This window comes from Paenibacillus sabinae T27 (genome assembly GCF_000612505.1).
GTDB lineage: Bacteria > Bacillota > Bacilli > Paenibacillales > Paenibacillaceae > Paenibacillus_AQ > Paenibacillus_AQ sabinae.
This window is the reverse complement of the sequence record NZ_CP004078.1, coordinates 2,113,939-2,134,389: the sequence shown is the minus strand read 5'-3', so window position 1 is coordinate 2,134,389 and position 20,451 is coordinate 2,113,939. Positions and strand designations below refer to the sequence as shown.

Here is a 20,451-nt window from a genome sequence, read left to right as displayed (position 1 = left end):
TTCCTGAAAATGTTTCAATCCGTTTTACCCGGACAAAATGGACGCCAGAATGAGCCCCGTTTCCAGAGCCATGCCTTCAAAATCCTCCAGCGGGAGCGGATTTCTTCCAAGTCCCAGCTCCACGGTGAATCCCGGCTTTCCGAATTTCATAATGAACCAGTCCTTGAACCCGGCGTCGCTCTCTGTCAATGTAACGGCCCGGTAGCCGCCGGCCTTCGCCAGGCGTTCCGCAAGTTCCCGGCTCTCCGGCGGCTCATACCCCCGGTAGTTCCAGTAAATTTCCTGGCCTTGGCTATGGAGCGACACCGCCATGTCCGGCGGGGCCTTCTCGCACAGCTCGGCAAGAGCGGCCGCCTCCGGCTCACTGAGCGGCGAAGGGCCTCCATAATCCCGTGGAGAAGGCCCGGCCGCTCCCCGCCGCGACTGCTCTTCGTCCCAAAAGGCCGGGAACTGGTCCCCGAGGTCGACGCCCCGGATGTTGGCCTTCCAGTGGCGGAAGCTGCGCCGTCCGCTGTTCCATTCCGTCAGTTCCCGGCGGTATGGATGCCCTGGGCCAGCTCCCTCCTGCACCAGTTCCACGCCGTCGGGATTCGCCATTGGAACCGCCCACAGCGTCCAATTGCTGAACCAGTCTTCGGGACTGTGACCGTTCCACTTCCGGCCGTCCGCATAGGCATCGGCGTACTGCTCCAGAAAGGACAGCAGACACGGCGAAGTCAGCCATTCATTGGCATGAATCGCCGCGTTGACATGCAGACATCGGCTGCCGGTGCCGATCCGCAGCAGATGAAGCGGCTGGCCGAGGACGCTTGCGCCGATCGTGCCGGTCGAAATAAACGGATATTTGGCGGTCAGCCTGCCGATATCATCCCCGAGTTCTCTCGGTCCGTACTCGCCGCGCATCTTCACAATCGCCGTACGTTCGGACGGCGGGATCACAAGTATAGTTCCGGGCGTGCAGGACCCGTCCGGAGATAGTCTCGGATTAAGCATGATCAGCGCATCTATACTGACTCCATAGAGATCCGCTACATCCCGGGCAGATTCCCCATCCTGCGCCGCATGCCTTCTCCGCTGGATGGCAGGGAGAAACAGCACCTGCCCTGGATAAAGGTAAGGCTGGGCCGCCGCCCAGGGATTGCCGTGGATTACATTTTCCGGAGCAAGTCCGTGAGCCGCCGCAATCCGCGCCAAGGTGTCTCCTTTTCGGACAATATATTGAAGCATACCTTCTCATCCTCTCCGCTGCTCTTCTAATGATGGCTGTGCAGATATAAAGCATCCTGCTGCAGCTAGCGGCCATAGTTCAATGGGAGTTCTTTAATTGTATGCGGAGAGCGTAATAAAAGATTCCACGCAAAGAACGGCCGGGCTTCAGGCAGCCCGGCCGTTTCCGAAGGAAAGTATATTCATAAGTTCTGAAAGATTTGTCCTGTGTACCATTCAGACATCCATGGGCTCAAGCGACGATACCTGCCAAACGACCGGCGTTCGCTTGATCTGCTCGCCAAGCCAGTCCATGGCGATCTTCTGGAAGATGCCGGCGTCGCCGCTGCAGAAGAATTGATGAACGGGACTGTCGTCCCCTCTCGCCAGCTTTCCCTTGTCATATAAAATCGTGCTGATCTCGCGCGCCGTCTCGTCCGCGGAGCTGATCAGCTTGACGCCAGGCCCCATCGCCCGGCCGATCGGCTCGACCAGAAACGGGTAATGCGTGCAGCCGAGGATCAGGGTGTCGATCGGCTCATGCTTTATGCCGTTTAGTGATTCGATTACCGCCTGATCGGATTCCTTCGAACGGAACATTCCCTGTTCGACCAAGGGGACAAGCGCCGGGCATGCCTGACTGACCACCTCAATATAAGGCGACAGCTGCTTCAGCGCAGCGGTGTAAGCCCCGCTGCCGATCGTTCCGACGGTCCCGATAACGCCTACCCTGCCCGTCTTGGTCGCGCTGATCGCCGCGCGGGCGCCAGGGTGAATCACACCGATGACCGGGATGTCCACTTTGTCCGATATATAATCGAGAGCTGCCGCGGTCGCCGTATTGCAGGCAATCACGATCAGTTTGGGATTAAATTGAATAAGGTAATCGACAATTTGCTCGGTGAACATTTTGACTTCTTCGGACGAACGGGGTCCGTACGGGGCGCGGGCGGTGTCTCCGAAATAAATGATTTTTTCCCGCGGGAGCTGCCTCATGACTTCCTTGGCAACCGTCAACCCTCCCACGCCTGAATCCAGTATTGCAATAGCTTGCTGCACGAACACACCGCTTCCTTCATCTTGTTTTGAATAGCTTATGTAAGGCGGAAGCAAAGTGTACCGGGCTTCCTGTCCCAATTGCAGATAATACTCCTTTTGGCTTTCCAGTTCAAGGGCAGGAGTCTCCGTAAAAATGAATGCCCTTGAAAGGCGCCTGCTCGCTTTATGAGCGAAGCAGCGGCCTTTCAAGGGCATGCCGTCCTGCTGTATGAACCGGTCGTAATTAGGTGCGATGCTCCATCGGCTCCCGGGACCCGATTTTTCCCGCCGCTCCAGAACCCTGCGCTATGCCTGCTTCCCGGCCTCATTGCCTGCAAGATCCGCCGAGGACACGGCGGCTTCATCTTCGAAAGACGCTTCTGCGGATTTCGCTGTCGCCCCGGTATCGGCAATTGAGCTTACCGTCACCGCTTCAGGCTCATCTTCCCCGACGAACTGTTTGCTCCAGTCCGCCACTTCCTGAATGACCAGATCGACGGAATCCTTGGCTTTGCCGTACCATTCCGCGCCTTTGTCCGCAGCCTGCTGGACAAGCTCCTGGGCTTTATCGATCGTAGCTGTGGCTCCGTCCGAAATATCCTTGCGCAGCTCTTTTCCGGCTTTGGGCGCCAGCAGCAGGGCGGTTACCGAACCGACGGCTCCTCCGGCAACGATTCCCCAGAGCAGGCTTTTCGTGTTCTTCTTCATCTTACATCTCTCCTTTACGGGCGAATGCCTAGATCCTGCTTTATCATAAGCAAAGAGAGTTTGTCCTGTGACTGGTGAAGAACTTTTTTAACGAAGATAAAAAAAGACAAGCAGTGCGTCTCCTTTACGACTAACCCTTCGGTCTGATCGAATATTTGCAGCACTGTCCGCCGTCGGCCATGCACTCGCTCCGCGAGACCTTCGCTTCCAGCAGCTCCTCAAACAAATGCTGCTCGCACTCGCACGCACGGCGGTACTGAACCGCAACCTGGCGGATAGGGCAGTTATACTCCCGGAGCACAAAAGAACCGTCATCCTCCCGGTCCCACTCCGCCATATAACCTCCCGAGTTTTGGATGGCGGACAGCTCCGCCACTCGTTCTTCGAGGTCCCTGCGCTCCATCATGGGACTGTACTGCGCCAGAAGCCTGCGCCGCCGTCCCTCAAACAGGACGTTTACGGCCTCGGTCCCGCTGGTGTGGTCCAGTTCGCGCAGAAGCTCCAGCGCAAGATTATGATAATTTTTCGGAAAATAATCCTCTGCTCTTTCCGTCAGCGAATACATATGCATCGGCCGGCCCATGGCCTGGCGCACAATCCGGTTTCTTGCCAGACCCTCTCTCTCCAGCTGGAGGACATGGCGCCTTACCCCCATTTCGGTAATGCCGAGCTCCTCGGCAAGCGCTCCGATGGTCTGCGGGCCTTTCATTTTTAGGAGCGTCATAATGATTCGCCTTGTTGAACCGTTCTCCTGCCCTCTCTTCACCCCTCAGACCTCCCTTCTGCTAAAGATTCTATACGGGCTTCGGCGGAGCTTCACGCACCGGCCGGGCGATTTCAAGCTCCCGATTCAAATAGTCTTGGATCTCGGATGCAAAGCGTGTCAGCAGCTCCGGGAGCACGGCTGTCAGCGGATGCAGGCGCCCCCGTTCCCAGTTGTAGTATTCCTGCACCAGCGGCTTCCGCAGCGAGACCAGCTCAATCAGCCGGTCATACATCTCTTGGTCGCGAAATACCGACTCTTCGTAAATGATCGTGACGATATCCTCATAGCTCCCCGCATCGCGCATAATGAAGCCGTCGATCAGACAGCTTCCGGCATCGGTGACGACTTCAATGGCGAGGTGAAGGCAGCGCTCCTGCACCATTCCCCAGACGGTTCCTCCATCCCAGGAAGACGCCGCCATTCGCAGTCCGTCCGCAATATCGGGGATTTGCCGCAAAATGCGCTCAATTTGCCCGCGATTAACATAGTACATTAGGGGCGCTCCTTTCTATTTACGGCGTTTGCCGCGGCGCTTCAGCCAGAAAAGCATGATCCCGCAGGCCGCAAAAAACACAACAAGATACGTTAACGCTTCCATCGGGTATTCCAGCTCACGCATACCAGTCACCGCTTTCCGTTATGAGATGGCTGTGCCCCTGGTCAGATAAATCCCTATTTCGGTCAGATCTCGTAATCCACAGCTAATGAGAGCTCCTTGACCTCGTTGATATGAGCGATAACTTCCTTGTGCGCAGGATGCACCTGGTACTGTTCAAGGTCTTCCAGACTGGCCAGTGTCGCGGTCAGGGCGATATCGAACGAACGCTCGGTGCGCAGGATGTCTTGACCGATCTCGAGCGAGAGCAGCTGCGGGATTTTCCCTTCCATGTTGCGCAGTACTGCCACGGTCTTGGCCACGCTCTCCTCCGAACCGTCCTTCAGCTTAAAAAATACGATGTGCTTTATCATTTCATTCGCTCCCTGTGATTGGATTAAAGTTGATTCATACAAGTTTATTAAAATATATCATACCCCCCCGTTTTCCGAAAGGAATGTGCGCCAGGATGTGAAGTGTAAGGAATAACCATTGCCTTAAAACGGACAAGTATTGTAGTATATTTTTAAAAAATCGGAGGATTGTATGCCTACAAATCAGTCAGAGCCTTATATGATACAGGCGTGGTCTCTGGTCAACCGCAAGTATTTGGGAAAAGGCGTCCGGATCAAAAGATTCCGCCGTCCCCAAAGAAGCCAGATCCGCAACCGCGTGCTGCTCGCCGTGCTGATGTCCCGGGATATCAAGCTTTCCCGTCTTGCGGAAGAGCTCTCCGTATCCTCGCGGAGCGTCAGCGCATGGGTGTATGAAAGCCGCATTCCGTCCAAGACGAATATGGACAAAGCCTGCCGTTTTCTCGGTTACCCGCAGCATGTGTTATTTAACGAAGCGCTGCTTCGGCAGAGCCCGATCCTGTGCCAGCCGGGTTCTTCCCGCTTTATGAAACGAAGAGCGGCTCAGCCGAATCGCAGCGACATTCTGACCGGACTGTGCATGGTCCATGACCTTTCGGTCACCGATGCAGCCCGGTGGATCGGCGTTCATCCCGGCACGTTCCGCAAATGGATGCACCACAGCCTGCTTCCGGCCCCTTCCCTGCAGGAAAAAGCGGAAGCGTTTTTCCGGATACCTCGGGCTATTCTGTTCGCCGACTGCGTACCTTCAAGGAAACATCAATAATTTGCATTTTCGCTGTTAAATTCCGTTCCCACCCGGTTAATGTAGATCATCACCCAATACTTTTAGCGGGGCGGTGGATCGGAAGTGAGAACAACCCGGACGCTCAGAATGTCGCTCGGGCTCTTGGCCGGAACGGCGCTGGGCCATAGTCTCGGCGCACTATTCTGCTGGCAGAACCCGGTTTCTTTGAAATTCGCTTTGCTCGGCGGATTCTTCGGGATCTTCTTGGGAGCCGCGGTACCCGCCCGGAGATATAAGGACAATCATACATAAATCACTCGGACCGTTTCCTTTACGAAGGACGGTCTGTTTGTTTTTTAGGGCTCTGTTTTTGAAATGCAGGGTTATTGTTTCTTTCTCCGGTAAAAGATAAGCGGTAAACGGATCATAGATCCAGCGAGAAGCACAGGAGGTGCTCGTATTGGAATCAGGCAGTATGCTGAAAACGGGCTTAACGGATACGTGGGAAGTTGCTTCCGGCATCGTCGGTCTTAGGACGCTGTTCGTCAACGTTGCCTTTCTGGGGCAGGCCGGAGGTGACTGGGTTCTGGTGGACGCTGGGCTCGGCATGTTCGCCGGTACCATCCGCAAGCTGGCACGGGAACGGTTCGGCCGACCGCCGGCAGCGATTATTCTGACCCACGGCCATTTCGACCATGTCGGCACGCTTGGCGAACTTATCGAAGAATGGAGCGTCCCTGTATTCGCCCATTTGCTGGAGCTCCCTTATCTGACAGGCGAGGGTGACTATCCTCCGGGCGACCCTTCCGTCGGCGGAGGTATGATGGCCGAGGTTTCTCCCCTGTATCCCCACCGGGGAGTCAATTTGGGCGGCGCGGTATCTCCGCTGCCGGAGGACGGCAGTGTTCCGGGGGCACAGGGATGGCGCTGGGTGCATACGCCCGGCCATACTCACGGGCATATTTCTCTGTTTCGTGACGCCGACAAGGCGCTTATTGCAGGGGACGCCTTCATCACCGTTAAGCAGGAATCCGCTCTCTCCGTCGTTCAGCAGAGCAAGGAAATTCATGGGCCGCCGACCTATTTTACAACCGACTGGGCGGCTGCTGAGAAGTCGGTCGCTATGCTCGCCGGCATGAAGCCGCTGATAGCGTTGACCGGCCACGGCCTGCCTGTAAGCGGAGCGGAGCTGACCGGCAGGCTTGAGGATTTGGCTGACCATTTCAAAGAAATGGCTGTCCCGGACCACGGGAAATATTTGAGCTAGTATTGACAGGCCTATCAGAGACCGTGCAGCGGACATATCGAGGATCGTCCGATACGTGCGGTCTTTTTGTGGCATGTTGCGTGTGAAAGCTGGCCGCAGGGGCTCCGGCGGTTCCTTCTACCCTTTTTTCCGGGCAGCAATCGTCCGCAGCATGTAATCATGCAAGCCTTCCGTCGCACCGTCCAAAGTCTCCCTTAAGGCGCCGGTTTCCAGAATTTCCGTTCCGGAGAAATGGGCCTTCCAGTCATCCTCGCTGAAAAAATGCGCATATTTGCCTTCTTTATACCGGTACGTCCCTGTTTCCAACTGCTCACCTCGCCCGCAGCACGGGTCCTCGTCAGAGAAGCTGGTGAAGTACAGAAGTCCTCCCGGCCGAAGCCGGCTCAAGCAGGAAGCCACCAGCCTCCGGCGCTCCGGTTCAAGAAACAAATGCAGCAGGTCGTAGCAGTATATCGCGTCGAAGAGCTCGCCCTCTTCTGGAGCATCCAGTGCAGAGCCGCAGCGGACGAGGCTGTCCGGATCCCACTCCCCCGCTAGTTTCACGGCGGTTTCGCTAAGTTCGACTCCCTCCACGATGAAGTCCCGCGAGAATGCCTTCGTATTGCGGCCGTAACCGGCTCCGGGAACGAACACCGTCCGGACCCCATGCTTCAGAAACAGCTCCCTTGCCTCGAGGGCGGTTGGGCTGGGCTCCGTTCCCCAGATCATCCCTTCGCTGCCGAACCGCCGTTCCCAATATTGATCGTTTATTCGCATACAGTCCCCCGTTTGATTTTTTTGTGATTTTTCAGCCGGATGTTAGATCAAGACATCGCTCAAAACTTAACACGCGGACTGCGTAGGTGCTTTAGCTCGATTTCGCGCTAGACACATGGGATGAACGGGAATAACTCCTCTTTATTCAATGAAAAAAAGAGATTTCAGGCAATAAACGGGAAAAATTCCGGCTTATTGGCCGCTTTTCTTAATTGCTGGCTTAAATGCCTGAATTGAGATGGAGATTTTCCCGCCCAGGGCTGAAAAAGCGCCTTTTTTGAAAAATGTAGTGGAGAAATTCCGTTTCGTCCCTTCCACATCCTAATCTAACGTTATCCATCAGACATGCGCCCCATTGAGCAATTGGTTCCTCGTGGTTCTGCCGTTACTAATACTGCGTATCACCTCGTACTTGTAAAGTCTGTTCAGCTCTTATCTTACGAAGAAAATAATTTGCCCGCTCCCGGTAGTGGATGCCTATGCAGTTCCTGTGCTCAACAATTTCGCGCCTCAAGCTTCCAAATCCTCCCTTTCAGAAAAGATCACGGCCTCTCAAATCAGGAAAAAAGGTCCCGTTTCTGAGTTCATCCAGCAGGAGGTTCATCTTTTGCGGCAATATATTGGGATTTAAACGGTTCGCCCGCCGTGTTACGAATCCTGCGCTTTGAAAATTCGCCGCCCCTCCCATCAGGGGATTACAACAAAATCGGTCTTTATAGCGCGCTGGACACGTATAGATAGAATCGGGAATATATTCATCTTTACGAGGAATTGAAGGAGCGGAAGGAAGGATGAGAATACCGGTTATTGTCTTGAGCGGATTTTTGGGAAGTGGTAAAACAACCCTGCTGCTGTCGCTGCTGAAAGAGAACTATGCTCGTGGCCTGCGGCCGGGTGTTCTGATGAACGAGCTCGGCATGCAGGATGTGGACGGCTATATTCTGGAGGAGCAGACCGGCGCGGCGGTTGAGAAGCTGCTGGACGGCTGCGTATGCTGCAGCCGCAAGGAAGAGCTCGGAGCCAATCTTGAGCTGCTGATCGAACGGCGCCCCGACGTTATTTATATAGAGCTTACCGGAGTGGCGAACCCCGATGAAATTGCGCAGTCGCTCTTGGAACCTTACTGGGACAGCAGGCTGTCGCTGCATTCTTTGGTGACGTTGGTGGATGCCGAACATGTGCTGGACTACGGCAGCCGGCTGTCCGCCGACAAGCAGCTTGTGCGCACTTTACGCAGCCAGCTGGCCGCAGCACATCTCATTATCGTGAACAAAAGCGATCTTGTGGAACAGGAAACGCTCTGGAAAATCGAAAAGCTGATCCGTAAGCAAAACGCCTCGGCGGGCATCGAATTTACAATTTTCAGCCGGATTTCGCTGGACCCGCTGCTTGAGGGGATTGTTTCACGGGGAGCGAAGCCCCTGCCAAAGCGGGCACCTGCCGAATTCAAGGAGGGCCTGCTTAAGAAAGCGGCGGCGGACCCCGGCGGGGTTAAAACGGGCCTGGTGCCCGCACAGCAGGGCGGGACCGAACCAGGTCCGGCGCCTGCACAGCATGGCGAGGCCAAACCGGGCCCGGCGCCCGCACAACACGGCGGGACCGAACCAGGCCCGGTGCCCGCACAGCATGGCGAGGCCAAACCGGTCCTGGTGCCCGCACAGCACGCCGGTTCCTTCTCCCAGGTCGGCGCCGTTACGCTTGCTTTTCCCCAAGGAAAAACGCTGCCCAAGGCGGTTCTGGAAAGCTTTTTCCGGGAATGGGCGGACAGGCTGCTGCGCGCTAAAGGACATGTACGGCTTCCGGGTGGAGAGCCGGTGCAGCTTGTTCAGCATGCGGGCGCCCGGACAACCTGGGAAAACTCCCGCTATCCAGGGACGCCTTATGTCGTCTTTATCGGCATGAACATCGACAAGGAACGACTGGCTGAGCGTTGGTCCGCCCTGTTCCGCTGAGCAAAGGAGGAAGCCGCCGCATGACCGCCTTTTCGCCCCTCAAAGCGCTGCCGCTGCTTCTTCCTGCGGCTTTTCTGATCATTCCCGCCGTCCTGTGGCTGCCTCAGCACAGCGAGCTCCTGGACAGCGCTTATCTGTATACGTTCAAAACGGGGTTTATCGGCATTTTGCTGGAGGCCCTGCCTTTTGTGCTGGCCGGTTCGCTGCTGTCCTCGCTGATCGGCGTATTCGTGCCGGATGAAGCCATTGCCCGCTGGATTCCGCGCCGGGTGCTTCCGGCCTTGCTGTTCGCCTGTCTGCTGGGCGTGATCGTCCCCATCTGCGAATGCGGTATGATTCCGCTTGTCAGGCGGCTGCTGCGCAAGGGAATGCCGCTGCATGTCGGGGTCGCTTTTATCCTGTCCGGCCCCATCCTGAATCCGGTTGTATTCGCCGCCACGCTGACGGCCTTTCGCAGTCATCCGAGCCTGGCGTATGCCCGCATGGGGCTTGCCTTCGCCGTGGCTTTCCTTATAGGACTTATCCTGTATGTCACGGTCAAAAAATCGCCGCTCCGCCTTTCGATTCCGCGCGGCAGCGGGCCGGAGCATCAACACGGCACAAGGGGAGGGAAATTTGCGGCTGTGTTCACGCATGCTGCGGATGATTTTTTTGAGATGGGAAAATTCCTCATCTTCGGCTGCATGCTCACCTCTCTGATCCAGACGTTTGTCGTCCAGAGCAGCCTTGCTTCCATCGGCGCCAGACCGCTTGGCTCCTATTTGTTTATGATGGGCTTTGCGTTTATTTTGTCGCTCTGCTCGACGTCCGATGCCTTCGTTGGGGCGGCTTTTCTGCATTCCTTTCCGGCCGGATCGCTGCTTGCCTTTACGGTGCTCGGGCCGATGCTCGACTTCAAAAATGCCTTGATGCTGCTGTCGTTATTCAAGACCCGTTTTGCCTTTTATTTGTTCTTTCTGATCGCTTCCATTGTGTTTACCGGCTCGATCCTGCTGTCCGGATGGCTGTGACAGCCCCATGACCATGATCCGGCCGGCTTTGCCGATGCTATTATAGGAGGACCGCTCATGAATAACTCAGCGAGCATCCAGCGCCACTACTTGTTTCGGGCGGCCGTTCTGCTGGCGTTCGCCGTCTATATCGAACATCTGGCACGACAGGACGCGCTCCATTATTATGTCACTCCTGGTCTGGCGTTCTGGGTCAGGCTCTGTCCGATCCCGCTCGCCTTCATGGCGCTTGGTCTGGCCGTACAGGCCATCTTCGGCAGGGAAAGCGCCGGGTGCGATTGCGGCCATCAGCTCCCCCGCTCAAAGGCCCGCAGCGCCGCAGTATACGGCGCTTTCCTGTTCCCCCTCCTGCTCGGCTTCGCCCTGCCGGACAGAGCGCTTGGCAGCGTTGCCGCAGCCAGCAAGGGAGTAGCGCTAACCTTTGCATCGGAACGGAACGGAGATGCTGCAGGGTTCCGGACCTCCGATCCGTTCGCGGCGGAATTTGCCGCCTTGGCCAGGAAGCTGTACACCCAGCCGGTCATACCCGTATATCCGCAAATCTTCTCGGAAACACTGGGGGCGCTTGATCAATACAAACAGGATTTCAAGGGAAGAGAGGTTGTGGTCAGCGGCTTCCTGTACCGTGAGGATAACCACGACTTGGGCGGCCGCTTTGCGGTGAGCCGCTTTCTGGTGCAGTGCTGCACCGCGGATGCGACACCGCTCGGCGTCCTCGTCAACGCCGGACAGCAAAAAAGCCTGCCAGCCGACACCTGGATCAAGGTTCGGGGCAAGCTTCAAATTGTGGTCTATAAGGGCAAGGAAACGCTGCAGATTGACGCCGAATCGGTGACGCCGCTAAAACAGCCTTCCACTCCGTATGTCTATACCAGCCCCGATTCCGTGGAGGCATGGAACGAGCTGCAGAGGGCTGCTCAATGACTACCTGATCGATGAGGATCTGAAACGGCCGTACCAGGGAAACTTAGCCGCATAAATCCTTGATCAGCAATTATAGACTATCTGTCTTTATTCGCGCTCTTTCGAGATTGCCTTGCCGGTCATGGCGCTCCCCGGCGCCCACTGCTTCAGCACTCTGTCCAGTTCATCGCTGTGGATCGGCTTGGAAATGAAATCCTGCATTCCCGCCTTCATGCACATCTCCCTGTCTTCCTTTCTGGCAAAAGCCGTTACCGCAACGATAGCCGGACGCGAGCCGTGCTTCTCCCTGATAAGAGCCGCGGCCTCAAGGCCGTCCATGACAGGCATCTGGATATCCATAAAGACAAGATCATAATCCTTGAGCTGGACGGCGCGGACGGCCTGTTCCCCGTCCTCCACAATATCCGCCTGATAACCGCGTTTCCGCAAATAAGTTCCGAGCAAATGCCGGTTGACCGGATGGTCTTCGGCGACCAGGATCGACAGCGGACCATACTGCCCTCCCGCTATCGAGTTGGCCGCAAGATGCTTGCCCGCCTTCATATCCTCTCTTTTCTCAGCTCCGGATGCAGGCGCTCCGCCCGGTAGCAAGGCTTCCACCGTAAAGTAAAAGGAAGATCCCTCCCCTTCCCGGCTGTCCACTCCGATCGTGCCGCCGAGCAGCTCGGAAAGCTTTTTGCTGATCGCAAGCCCAAGGCCCGTTCCCCCGTATTTCCGGTTGATGGACGGATGGAGCTGCGTGAAGGATTGGAAGAGCAGTCCCTGCCTGTCCTCCGGAATGCCGATACCGGTGTCCGTAACCGTGAACTGCACGATGATCCGGGAGTAATCCAATGCCGCGCCCAGTTTCGCGTCAATGCTGATTTTTCCGCGTTCCGTGAATTTAACGGCGTTGCCAACCAGATTGACGAGAATCTGTCTAAGCCTCGCCTCATCGGTGATCAGCGTATCCGGGAGCTCCGGATCGATTGAATAGCTGAAATGCAGCTTCTTATCCGCTACCTTCGGATAGAACAGATCCCTCACGCCCTGAAGCACGTTTCGCAAGTCTACCTCTTTCAGCTCCAGCGTCATCATGCCCGCTTCAATTTTGCTGAAATCCAGCACTTCGTTTAGAATATGCAGCAGCGATTCGCCGCTCTGGCTGATGATCTCGGCATAACCGCGCTGTTCCTCATCCAGCTCCGTATCCTTGAGCAAATCCGTCATCCCGATGATCCCGTTCATCGGCGTTCGCAGTTCATGGCTCATAATCGCCAGAAACTCCGATTTGGCGCGGTCGGCTTGCTCGGCCGATTCTTTGGCGCGCCGGATCTCCTTCTCTTCCGTAATGTCCCGGAATACGACGACAGTTCCTTTTCTTTCGCCATTGTCATACAGCGGAGTCATCCGATATTTGGCCAAAAAGCTTGAGCCATCCTGCCGCCAAAAGACGCCCTCCCGCTCATCGTACATCCCGATTTCCGACAAGGTCTGAATGAGGCTCGTCTGTTCGCCCGCATATTCTCCGCTCAGTCGTGTCAGCTGAATGGGGCCTTCATGGCTGCGCCCTGCCCATTCACCCGGTCCGTACCCCAGCATATTGGCCGCGGCCGGATTAATGAACATTGTCTTGCCTTCCATGTCGATGCCGAAAATCCCCTCGGACACCGAATTGAGGATCAGCGCATGCTCGTAGCTGAGCTTCTCAATCTGCCGAAGATGGCGCTTATGTTCCGTGATGTCGCTGGTTATGCTGAACACGCCCACCACCACGCCATCCACCAGGATGGGGACCAGAATCACGCTGGCTTCCACGATATGCCCGTCCCGGTGAACGATCCGGCTCTCGAAGGTCTGGGCAATGCCTCCCGCAGCGCGGCGGAAACGTTCGCTCACATACTCCAGTTCATCCGTGTCGATGACTTCCGTGAAGAAGGACATCAGGAGATCGGAGTAGCTGTAGCCGGTTAAATATTCCATGCTGGAATTCACGGAGAGAGTACGTCCTAGCAGATCCATCGCGCTGATTGCGGAAGGATTATACTCAAACAAGGATTTGTAACGGTTCTGGCTTTCCTCAAGCCTCATTTCATATTGCTTGCGTTCCCTGGCGTCCCGTGATACCGCAATAATCTCAAAGGCCTGCCTCTCCTCGGAATACACAAGGCGGATCGTCGTCTCGGTCCACATATAGGTTCCGTCCTTGCATAAAAAGCGGAACAGAATCGGAAGGTTCTCTTTACCCTCAATGCATTCCTCCAAATAATGCTTCACCTTGTCCACATCATCCGGATGGATATAATCGATTCCCCGGGTCCCTGTCATCTCTTCCGGCGTATAGCCGTACATCGGCAGACAGATCGACGAAGCGTACAGATAAGTAGCATATCCGTCAACCGCGTTGCGCGATATGAAATCCAGTGAATTCTCCGAGATCAGACGGTAGTTCCGCTCGCTTACCCGCAGCTTCTCTTCCATCTGGTGGTGCTCGGTGACATCCTGCATAATACCGCTGACAGAAAGCATTCTGCCGTTTTCATCCTTTACCGCTTCCCAGTGACAGTCAATGTATTTCAGACTATCGCCGTTCATAATGCGGATAACCATCTGGCCGCTGATTCCGTCCTCTACCGACTGGCACAACACTTCAAGGAACCTTTCGCGATCGCCCGGCTCCATACGGGACAGGAACAAATCTGGATCGCTGCTTCCATGCTGGGGGGAGTCTCCTTCCTCATCGTCTATCCAAAATATATGCCGCAGCTCTTTTGATACCGTCAAACGGCCTGTACCCGTTTCACATTCCCAAGAGCCCATGCGGGCCAAATGCTGCGCTTTCGCGAGCATGTCCTCATGCTTCTTGCGCTCCGAGACATCTCGGGCGATGGTCATGATCTGCTGCAAGTCCCCCTCTTCGTCCCGCATCACCTTACAGCTGCTCTCAATCCATAAATAACGGCCGTCCTTGTGGCGGACCCTGCGGGTGAAGACCTTGCCGAACGAGTTATACTCACCGTACTGTGTGACATCCAGCGCGTCGTCCGGGTGGTAGAAAAGAGGCCGCTTCTGCCCGATAACTTCTTCCACAGAGTAACCGAGAAGCTGCTTTACGGATGGGGAAATATGGAGCAGCGTGCCGTCCGGCTTGCTTAAGGAAATCATGTCGGGGCTGTTCTCAGTGATCAGTCTATATAAATGCTCGCTTTCCCGCAGCTTCTCTTCGGCCAGCTTGCGATTTGTGATATCGGTCATTTCGACAACCAGGCAAGAAGGTTCACCGTCCGGCTGTTCCCGGATCATAAACAAATGAAGCTGCGTCCACAGCAGACCGCCGTCCTTACGGATGAACCGCTTTTCTTTGCTGCATTCCTCACCCGGAATCGACAGCAAAAAGGCAAGGATGGAAGAGGGATCAGACGTGTACTCTCCGCCAGGCATCATCGGATCGCCATAACGGAGGCTTGCCAGTTCTTCCTCGGTGTATCCAAACATGCGGCAGAGAGCCGGATTGCAGCGGATCTTCGCCCCAGCCTGCAAAGAAACTACGGCTATTCCGCTCGATGAGCGATGATAGATTTGTTCAAATATCAAATCGGACACAAAGGAACCCTCCTCTGCAAGCACTCGGCGGTGTATTTAAAATTCTATTTTAAGTATACCGGGTTTCGACAGAATAATCTAAGAGCTTTCCACAAAAAGGAACAGGCAAGCTAAACTTTAAGTTTAATTAAAAAAGCCGGCGGGGAACAAGTTGTTCCCCGCCGGCCCGCATACCGCGCAGCGCTTCAGTTCAAAGCGAACAGATAGGCCAGCATAGCGGCCACGCTTGCCCGATTTTACAGTTTGAATCGTTCGACCAGTTCGTGCATTTCCGCCGCCATTCGGGATAAGTCGCCCGATGACGACGAAATTTCTTCCATGGATGCCAGCTGCTGCTGAGCCGCAGCCGATATGCTCTCCGTTTCGGCCGCGCTCGACCGGGCAACACCCGCAATGGCTTCAATCGCCTCGTTCATCTCCGCCGCTCCCTCGGAAATCCGCAGGGCGGCCGCCGAGACCTCACCGATTTGACCGTTAACCTCGCCGATAAACCGTTCGATCTGCGAGAACAGGCTGCCGGCCGTTTCCACGGTGAGCATGCCGCCCTTGACCTCATTCGTAGAGGCTTCCATCGATGCCTCGACGTTAACAATTTCATTCCTGATGCTGCCGACCAGTTCGGAAATCTCCTGCGAAGAGCGCGACGAACGGTCCGAAAGCTTCTTCACTTCATCGGCAACCACCGCAAATCCCCGCCCATGCTCTCCGGCTCTTGCCGCCTCAATGGAAGCATTCAGTGAAAGCATCCCTGTCTGCCGGGAAAATTTGTTGATCGCATCCGTCACTTCACCGATCTTCTCCGAAGTTATGGACAAAACTTGGATGAGCCGCGCCAGATGCTCGACGGACTGGTCGATGGAATTCATCTGCTCGGCGGCGCTTCCGATGGCGACAGACCCCTCCGCCGACAGCGACGACGTCTTGCTCGATGTGCTCGCAACCGATTGGGCAGCGGAGGCGATTTCCTGGATTCGGGCGGTCATTTCAAAGACGGTCCGGGCCCCTTTCTCCACCGTGGCAGCCTGGTGCTCGGCTCCATCCGACATTTTCTCTGTCGCTCCGGCAATGTGCTCGGTAGCCTTGACAGTCTGCTCCGAGCTGACCGAGAGCTGCTCCGCCGAAGCGGCCAATTGATTGGACAGCTCGCTCACATCGCTTAAAACCCCGCGCAGCGAGTCGGTCATCCGGTTAAAGGCCGTTCCAAGCTGGCCCAGTTCATCCTTCCTTTCTACCTGCACGTGGGCAGTCAAATCTCCCTCGGCAAGCTTCTCGGACGCCCTCGTGAGCAGCCGCAGCGGAGAAGTGATTGAACGGATAATGAACAGAACAGCGGCCAATCCAGCCGCCATGGCAGCGATCAGAACGATGAGCGTCGTCCGGAAAATTGGCGCCGCCTCTTCCTTCACTTCATCGATGTACCAGGTTCCGGCTATTTTCCATCCGGTCAGGGGATTGGTGACAAACACCAATTTTTTGGACTTTCCGTCTCTTGCGTTCACATATTCCAATTGACCCGAGCCGGATTTAAACATGGGGTCGGCGATTAACGAATCAACCGGATCTCCGACAGTCACTCCCGGAGCAACCAAAAATTTCTTTTGATTGTCAGTCATGATGACATACCCCTGTCTGCCGATCTTCACTCCTCTTGCCGATTCGCTGAGCTCGGTCAGGCTGAAATTGGCGCCGACGATTCCATGTCCGTCACTCGTCGCTTTGGCTATCGTCACCACCGTACTGTTCGTTGACGCGGATTTATAAGTGTCTGTAATAATCACCTTGCCTTTGTTCGCCATGGCCTTGATGTATTGAGGTCGCGTCCGCGGATCGTACCCTTTAGGAAGGTTCAATTTTGTTGCGCTAAGGATCTGCCCCTGATTATTTGAAGCAAATACCGTCTCCAGATCGGGATGCAGCGCCTTGAAGCTGACAAGCAGCGCTTTTAATTCGGCATTTTCAGCGCCTGATTCCGAAATGAGATTATTAACCGGCACCTGCTGGGACAAAAAATCAATGGCATTCATTTTTTCGCGTATGTACTTATCAATCATTTGATTCAGCAGATTCACGTTAGAGGATGCCGAATTCCTTATCTCCTCATCCACTTTGTTTCTGGCGGTCACATAAGCGGTACTGCCGATCGCGAGACCGGGGAGTAGCAAGATGCATAAAAAAGACAGCACCAACCTGCTTTTGACCGAATGAAAATTGAACTTCCGACTTCGCACTTTTCCCAAGCTAAACCCATCCTCTCTTTCTCTCAAAGGAAATAAACCCCATTTTCGGTTTGATTTGAAACAAACACTAAGATATATATCGGCAAAATGAATCTTGAAAACAATACTTTTAGAAAACATTAATGTTAAAATATGGTTAAACAAAATAAAACAAGCGCAGCACAATAAAAAAAGAAGCACATTCACTCTGAAAACAAGTGTCAGTGCTTCTTCTCCAACTTATTATTCCTTGTCTAAAAAATCTTGCCCGCATTAAGAATGTTGCGATCATCGAGCGCGTTCTTGATCTGCCTCATGGCAGCGATCACCGCCGGGTCCGTAGCTTTCTGGAAATAAGGCTTCTTGCTAAGCCCGATTCCATGCTCGCCCGATGTCAAGCCGCCAAGCTCATGGCTTTTTCCGTAAATGCGGCTCATGACGGCTTTCAAATCCTTCCTCCAAGCCTCAGCATCCCGCTCCCCGCGAACCACGCATAAATGCACGTTGCCATCCCCGGCATGGCCGAAGCTGATCATCTGTACGCCGCTTTCCTGCTCCACTTCATTGGCGTAAGCGATAAAATCCGCCGTCTTGTCGATCGGCACAACGATATCCACCGGCTCCTGCTCGGATACCGCTTCTACCGCCTTGACCAGCGCCCCGCGTACCTTCCAAACCTCATCCAGCGTCTCTTTGTCCTCGAGCAGCAGAAAATCGAGCGCACCATTCCGAGTGACAGCCTGACGCGCGCGCTCCGCATTGGTGCGGACCTCACTCTCGCTGCTGCCGTCGAAGGATAGCAGGATATACGCCGACGCCTCCGGATATGGAAAGGTGACTCCCATAAACTGCTCGCCCAAGGCAACTACCTTGCGTTCCATAAATTCGATCGCGGTTGGTCCGACATTCTCGTGAATGAGCCGAATCACAGCATCAATCCCCGTCTTTAGGCTGTCAAAAGGCACAAGCGCCCCCGTCACGAACGCAGGCTTCGGAATAAGCTTCAATACGCATTCGGTGATGATGCCAAGTGTGCCCTCCGAGCCGATCAGCAGATGCTTGAGCGACAGCCCCGAGCTGTCCTTTACCACTTTGCCGCCGGTACGAATCACCTCGCCATTTGGCAATACCGCCGTAAGCCCCCGCACATAATCCCGAGTCACGCCGTATTTGACCGCCCGCATTCCGCCCGCATTGGTGCTGATATTGCCACCAATCGTGGCCTTCTTCTCCCCCGGATCGGGCGGATAGAACAATCCCCTATCTTCCACATAGGCTTGCAAATCGGTCAGCAGAACGCCCGGCTGAACCGTAATGTTGAGCGTATCTTCGTCAAGCTCTACAATCCGGTTCATCCGGGATAGATCAAGCACGATTCCCCCATGCTCAGGCACGGTGGAGCCGACGAGATTCGTCCCCGCTCCGCGCGGCGTTACGGGAACGGAGTGCGCATACGCCCATTTCATAATCGCGCTGACCTCTTCGGTGCTTACCGGAAATACCAGAGCGTCGCAGGTTCCCTGCAGGCGTCCCAAATTATCCGTAACATACTTTTCCGCGATTCCTTCGGTCTTGATCCGCTGCGGATCGGAAATAATACTGTACAGCTCCTGCAAGAAACCCACCTCTACTTTCTGGTATATAGCCGTGCGCACCAGTCGCCGATAAATTGCGCCCCCTGGACAATAACAACCAGAAGGATGACCGTTGCGATCATTACTCCCGTTTCATAGCGATAATATCCGTACTGGATCGCCAGATCGCCGATCCCGCCGCCGCCGACCAATCCCGCCATCGCGGAATATCCGATCAGACTGATGACCGTCACGGTGGTTGCCCGGATCAGCCCCGGCATCGCCTCCACAAACAGCACCTTCCGCAAAATCAGGCTTAAGCTTGCACCCGTGGCAATGGCCGCCTCCAGCACCCCTTTGTCCACTTCGCTGAACGCCGCCTCCACCAGCCGTGCGAAGAACGCAACGGAAGCAAAGGCAAGCGGAACCGAAGCGGCTACCGGCCCGATGCTGGTTCCGGCGATAGCCTTGGTTAATGGAATGAGCAGCACGAGCAAGATGACGAACGGGACGGAGCGGATCACATTCACAAGCACGCCCATCACTGCGTTGAGACCCCGTTTCGGAAAAAACAGCGGGCTTGCCGACAAATACAAAACAAGACCAAGCAGCAATCCGAACACCAGGGAAGCGGCCATGGAGATGGCAATCATAATCAGCGTTTCCCAAATCGCGGAAGGCAGCTCCAACTGCAAAATATCCCAGGTGCTATCCATTCAGCTCTCCCCCTTCGATTGCGGCGGAAAGCCGTTCAATTTTGAACACCTGTCCGGCGATATAGTCCCGGGCTTTTGCAATTTCCGCTGCATCCCCGCTCAGCTTGATGAGCAGAATACCGAGCGGCTTGCCTTGAATATACTCGATTTTCCCGTGGAGAATATCGACAAGCACGTCAAATTCCTTCGACACCTTGCTGATCAGCGGCTCGTATGCCCGCTCCCCAGTGTAGGTGATCTTCAGCATTTCCTCCTGATCCTTCAGCTGCAAATGCTCCGGAATTTCGATATTCAGCACCCGGGAAACCAAAGATTGGGTCATCGGATGCTCCGGTTCCGTAAATACCCGGTACGTATCTCCGACCTCCACGATTTCGCCATCCGCCATTACGGCAATACGGTCGAACAGCTTCCGCGCCACGTCCATCTCATGCGTAATGAACACAATGGTAATCGGATTCTCCCGGTTGATCCGCCGCAGAATCCGAATGATTTCTTCCGTATTCTCCAAATCAAGCGCCGAGGTCGCTTCGTCGCACAGCAGAATTTCCGGATCATTCGCGAGCGCGCGGGCGATCGCTACCCGCTGCTTTTGTCCGCCGCTCAAATTGGCCGGATATACTTGCTCCTTGTCCGCCAGATTCACCTGGGTAAGCAGCTCAAGTACCCGTTCTCGGATTTTAGGCTCGGGACAATTATTCGCTTTGAGCGCGAATGCGATATTGTCGTACACCGTCGCTCCGCTGATCAAGTTGAAGTGCTGGAAGATCATTCCTATTTTCAACCTGACCTTACGCAGCGCAGTGCCTTTGAACCGGGTAATATCCTGGCCGCCCACAATAACCCTGCCTGAAGCGGGAGGCTGCAGGAGATTGATTACCCGGACCAGCGTGCTCTTTCCGGCTCCGCTCGGGCCGACAATCCCGAAGATTTCGCCTTTGTTTATGGAAATGGACGCCTCTTTTACCGCATGCATCTTTCGGCCCTTCTGTTTAAAGATCACGTTGACTTTATCAAGAACAATCACCACGAGCACCCTT

Annotated in this window: 18 protein-coding genes; 6 read left to right on the top strand and 12 right to left on the bottom strand. The window is 55.1% G+C overall.

From position 1 onward, the window contains the following. Positions 1 to 24: 24 nt before the first annotated feature. The 6 genes from PSAB_RS09720 to PSAB_RS09695 form a co-directional block, all read right to left on the bottom strand. The gene (locus PSAB_RS09720) at positions 25 to 1,227 is read right to left on the bottom strand and encodes a M14 family metallopeptidase (RefSeq protein ID WP_025334389.1); all 1,203 of its coding nucleotides are present in this window, start codon (positions 1,225 to 1,227) and stop codon (positions 25 to 27) included. Positions 1,228 to 1,443: 216 nt separating this feature from the next. Beyond that, positions 1,444 to 2,265, bottom strand: a complete 822-nt coding sequence (gene racE / locus PSAB_RS09715) for a glutamate racemase (protein ID WP_025334388.1) — start codon at positions 2,263 to 2,265, stop codon at positions 1,444 to 1,446. A gap of 285 nt (positions 2,266 to 2,550) precedes the next feature. Continuing rightward, a complete protein-coding gene (locus PSAB_RS24555; RefSeq protein WP_025334387.1) occupies positions 2,551 to 2,952 on the bottom strand; it encodes a YtxH domain-containing protein in 402 nt (133 codons plus the stop codon). 130 nt (positions 2,953 to 3,082) lie between these two features. Next, on the bottom strand, positions 3,083 to 3,718 hold the full coding sequence (locus PSAB_RS09705) for a helix-turn-helix transcriptional regulator (RefSeq protein WP_025334386.1): 636 nt from the start codon (positions 3,716 to 3,718) through the stop codon (positions 3,083 to 3,085). Positions 3,719 to 3,746: 28 nt separating this feature from the next. Continuing rightward, positions 3,747 to 4,211, bottom strand: a complete 465-nt coding sequence (locus tag PSAB_RS09700; protein ID WP_025334385.1) for a DUF86 domain-containing protein — start codon at positions 4,209 to 4,211, stop codon at positions 3,747 to 3,749. A 188-nt stretch (positions 4,212 to 4,399) separates the two neighbouring features. Next, complete coding sequence (locus PSAB_RS09695; RefSeq protein ID WP_025334384.1) at positions 4,400 to 4,687, bottom strand: Dabb family protein; 288 nt, start codon at positions 4,685 to 4,687, stop codon at positions 4,400 to 4,402. 172 nt (positions 4,688 to 4,859) lie between these two features. On the opposite strand from PSAB_RS09695, the gene PSAB_RS09690 reads away from it, so the two are divergent. From PSAB_RS09690 to PSAB_RS09680, 3 genes are all read left to right on the top strand, one after another. Beyond that, positions 4,860 to 5,453 (top strand): helix-turn-helix domain-containing protein, encoded by a 594-nt coding sequence (locus PSAB_RS09690; RefSeq protein WP_025334383.1) that lies wholly within the window; start codon positions 4,860 to 4,862, stop codon positions 5,451 to 5,453. Positions 5,454 to 5,537: 84 nt separating this feature from the next. Beyond that, entirely contained in the window at positions 5,538 to 5,726 is a 189-nt protein-coding gene (locus PSAB_RS09685; protein ID WP_025334382.1) for a hypothetical protein, read from the top strand. 163 nt (positions 5,727 to 5,889) lie between these two features. Then, positions 5,890 to 6,681 carry an MBL fold metallo-hydrolase gene (locus tag PSAB_RS09680; RefSeq protein ID WP_038596856.1) on the top strand — a complete coding sequence of 264 codons (792 nt, stop codon included), beginning with the start codon at positions 5,890 to 5,892 and terminating at the stop codon, positions 6,679 to 6,681. Between the two features lie 117 nt (positions 6,682 to 6,798). Here PSAB_RS09680 and PSAB_RS09675 read toward each other — a convergent pair whose 3' ends face one another. Next, positions 6,799 to 7,437 carry a class I SAM-dependent methyltransferase gene (locus PSAB_RS09675; RefSeq protein ID WP_025334380.1) on the bottom strand — a complete coding sequence of 213 codons (639 nt, stop codon included), beginning with the start codon at positions 7,435 to 7,437 and terminating at the stop codon, positions 6,799 to 6,801. Between the two features lie 791 nt (positions 7,438 to 8,228). On the opposite strand from PSAB_RS09675, the gene PSAB_RS09670 reads away from it, so the two are divergent. Genes PSAB_RS09670 through PSAB_RS09660 form a run of 3 tightly spaced genes read left to right on the top strand, consistent with a single transcriptional unit; the run spans position 8,229 to position 11,323 of the window. After that, positions 8,229 to 9,389: a CobW family GTP-binding protein gene (locus tag PSAB_RS09670; RefSeq protein ID WP_025334379.1), complete on the top strand. Its 1,161-nt coding sequence runs from the start codon at positions 8,229 to 8,231 to the stop codon at positions 9,387 to 9,389. 20 nt (positions 9,390 to 9,409) lie between these two features. Then, entirely contained in the window at positions 9,410 to 10,399 is a 990-nt protein-coding gene (locus tag PSAB_RS09665) for a permease (protein WP_025334378.1), read from the top strand. A gap of 57 nt (positions 10,400 to 10,456) precedes the next feature. Next, entirely contained in the window at positions 10,457 to 11,323 is an 867-nt protein-coding gene (locus PSAB_RS09660; RefSeq protein ID WP_025334377.1) for a TIGR03943 family putative permease subunit, read from the top strand. An 87-nt stretch (positions 11,324 to 11,410) separates the two neighbouring features. Here PSAB_RS09660 and PSAB_RS09655 read toward each other — a convergent pair whose 3' ends face one another. The 5 genes from PSAB_RS09655 to PSAB_RS09635 all read right to left on the bottom strand — a co-directional run bounded on the left by PSAB_RS09655 (position 11,411) and on the right by PSAB_RS09635 (position 20,438). After that, positions 11,411 to 14,905, bottom strand: coding sequence for a PAS domain S-box protein (locus PSAB_RS09655; protein ID WP_025334376.1), 3,495 nt, complete (start codon positions 14,903 to 14,905; stop codon positions 11,411 to 11,413). Between the two features lie 236 nt (positions 14,906 to 15,141). Beyond that, positions 15,142 to 17,133: a methyl-accepting chemotaxis protein gene (locus tag PSAB_RS09650; RefSeq protein WP_038596851.1), complete on the bottom strand. Its 1,992-nt coding sequence runs from the start codon at positions 17,131 to 17,133 to the stop codon at positions 15,142 to 15,144. A gap of 242 nt (positions 17,134 to 17,375) precedes the next feature. Continuing rightward, positions 17,376 to 18,737, bottom strand: coding sequence for an FAD-binding oxidoreductase (locus PSAB_RS09645; protein WP_025334374.1), 1,362 nt, complete (start codon positions 18,735 to 18,737; stop codon positions 17,376 to 17,378). An 11-nt stretch (positions 18,738 to 18,748) separates the two neighbouring features. Continuing rightward, on the bottom strand, positions 18,749 to 19,411 hold the full coding sequence (locus PSAB_RS09640; RefSeq protein WP_025334373.1) for a methionine ABC transporter permease: 663 nt from the start codon (positions 19,409 to 19,411) through the stop codon (positions 18,749 to 18,751). After that, positions 19,404 to 20,438: a methionine ABC transporter ATP-binding protein gene (locus PSAB_RS09635; RefSeq protein ID WP_025334372.1), complete on the bottom strand. Its 1,035-nt coding sequence runs from the start codon at positions 20,436 to 20,438 to the stop codon at positions 19,404 to 19,406. Before PSAB_RS09635 ends, PSAB_RS09640 begins: the two co-directional genes overlap by 8 nt. Positions 20,439 to 20,451: the final 13 nt, after the last annotated feature.